The sequence below is a fragment of the Selenomonadales bacterium genome (genome assembly GCA_017442105.1).
Classification (GTDB): Bacteria; Bacillota; Negativicutes; order RGIG982; family RGIG982; genus RGIG982.
This window is the reverse complement of record JAFSAX010000079.1, coordinates 1-2,299: the sequence shown is the minus strand read 5'-3', so window position 1 is coordinate 2,299 and position 2,299 is coordinate 1. Positions and strand designations below refer to the sequence as shown.

General features: G+C 42.3%; 4 protein-coding genes. All 4 read right to left on the bottom strand.

What is annotated here, in order from left to right:
* Nucleotides 1–827 (bottom strand): hypothetical protein (locus tag IJN28_03090; protein ID MBQ6712758.1); only part of this gene is annotated, 827 nt, incomplete at its 3' end.
* Nucleotides 828–872: 45 nt separating this feature from the next.
* Nucleotides 873–1,166 carry a CRISPR-associated endonuclease Cas2 gene (cas2, locus tag IJN28_03085; protein ID MBQ6712757.1) on the bottom strand — a complete coding sequence of 98 codons (294 nt, stop codon included), beginning with the start codon at nucleotides 1,164–1,166 and terminating at the stop codon, nucleotides 873–875.
* Nucleotides 1,159–1,929 (bottom strand): type II CRISPR-associated endonuclease Cas1, encoded by a 771-nt coding sequence (gene cas1 / locus IJN28_03080; protein ID MBQ6712756.1) that lies wholly within the window; start codon nucleotides 1,927–1,929, stop codon nucleotides 1,159–1,161. Before cas1 ends, cas2 begins: the two co-directional genes overlap by 8 nt.
* Before the next feature lie 145 nt (nucleotides 1,930–2,074).
* On the bottom strand, nucleotides 2,075–2,299 hold a 225-nt coding region (locus tag IJN28_03075; GenBank protein ID MBQ6712755.1), incomplete at its 5' end, for a hypothetical protein.

The window sequence follows — 2,299 nt, the reverse complement described above, 5'->3', positions numbered from 1 at the left end:
TGTTTGATTTCTTCGGGTGAATGTTTCCAACAATCATGGTCGAGCAGCATCTCTTCCATTTCGTCATAATCATCAAAGCCCAATACGTGATAATCTCGGCACAGATGATAAGCATAGATATCTTCTACATGACGCAGGATCTCTTTTGATTGTGTATAGATGATACTGGCTGTTATCTGTTGTTTATTCATCAATGATGTGTACCATGATCGCAGTTCTTGATGATCGAGTCCGTATTCGGGCAGTTCGACAAGAAGCAGTTTTGGCTTTTTGGCTTCTATATCGTCTATCACATCAAGTAAGAACTGTTTCGCTTGATACTGACTATATTCACTCGGAAGCACCTCTTCTTCTGCCATATACGTTCCGAGGGACAACATTTTGGCAAAGGTGTAGATATTCTGTTCATCACATTCTAGCCGCATATCGTATCGCTTGAGCATTACATTCAGTTCATTGAGTAATTCTTTTTCCACACTATGTCCGATACGCTCAAACACGTTCTGTTTATCACGATACAGTTGTTCCAGATATTGTCCGAGCAGTGTTTTTTTCGCGATTTTGATTTCTTCTTCTACATTTACGTTAGGACGTATCCGCCACACTTGAAAGTCGGTCGGTGACAGTTTTTTCTCATTTAACCTGATATGAACACTTTTTTGATATGTATCAGAAAAGTTTTGCTTGTTGAAATATCGTTCGATCATATCGAATAAGATGGTCGGTGTGAACATATCAGTATGAGATAACAGTATGGTATGTTTTTGCAGATTGAGCGTGATGCGATGTTTCAGCTTATATCCTTCGAGAAAAAGTGTTCCGTCCATAGTCCTTCTCCTTAGAACAGCAGTAGTCTTGAGTCGGTCGTTTTTTTATCCAGTTCGGTTTTGCTTCCCACAAGGTGCTGTATCGATTGATATTGTTTTTCCGTTATGGTCAGCACCATGACAGAGCCGTCTTGCGGCAGATGTTTTTTTTAGATAGTCCAGATGCCATTTTACGGTGTCTTTGTTAGGACATATTTTACAATATACGGAGTATTGGAGCATCTGGTATCTCGATTGGATCAAGAGCTTACGGAATCTGGTGTATCGTTTTACGGCAACGGCATCATCAAACGGGAGATCGAAAAAGAGCAAGATACGCATGATACGGTAGTCACTCATTGAGCATGACTTGCGTTTCGGGTATTTTTATCATCGTTTCATCTCCCGTTTCCATATAGTGAATGATATTATCCACATAGAGATTCATAGATTGTGCGATGCCGTATTTTTTATTATCATAGTAGATTTTTCCACTCAGTTCTTCCAGTAAGCCGATACGTTTATCTCTGGTAAACAGTTCTTGCGGTACATGGATATTATGCCATACCCACTGATCGACGATAGGTCGATACGGTTCAATAAAGTCGTCTGTCAGGTTGAAATGGTTGTACGGATTGCGATGCTTGATTCCGATCGTAGGCAGAAGTCTTTTGGCAACGATGCTTCTGGCAAGCATAGCACGCAGTACCGCATAGCCGTAGTTCAGAGCGATATTGACTGCATCGTCCGATTCTCGTTCACGCAGGAAGTCTGTTCCAAACAGTGCACGAAAGTAGACCTTGGCGGCAAGGCCTTCGCGGTTGGTGCTGTCATTGGGTTCGACGTCTTGACAGAATGTCTGTAGGTGCATTAGTCCTTGCGCCTTTGGTATACACGCATGGACTACGTTGATCTGGTTCTGTATCTTGCCTTCGATAAGACGTTGCCATAATCTTGCCTTTCGTTCGGCTGACAAGTTGAGCTGGAGCTCCTGCTGACGAAAGGCAGAGAAGTTCCCTGTAATAGGGCTCATGACGACTTCGGGCAGACCGTTTTTCTCGCAGATGATGACACATACGTTATTCTGGCTGAGTTTGCACAGAAGCTGTACAGTAATATACATCTTGTAGTTATTGAGACAGTATCGATGTCGGAGATAGGCACGACATATTGCCCATCTCCGCTTTCGATCTTGAGGTTGTTGAGATAGAGTGATACCTTGTGACTGTCTTCGATATAGATTGTCCGCCAGCCCATAACTACATCACCTACAATTCTATCTTCATTTGGAGTTCTTCTTGTGGTGCGGGGTAACGATTGCCAAGTACATCGACATGGTATTTGCGAAGGTTGGTAATAGCTTTCCCGATTGTAATCATTCGTTTTGATTGCGTATTACCCGGCGACGGTTTATATATCCATTTTGTTTCAATTACATTTTTCTTATCATTATTTACGCACCAGAACATCCAATCACAGCGCACGCCATCTTT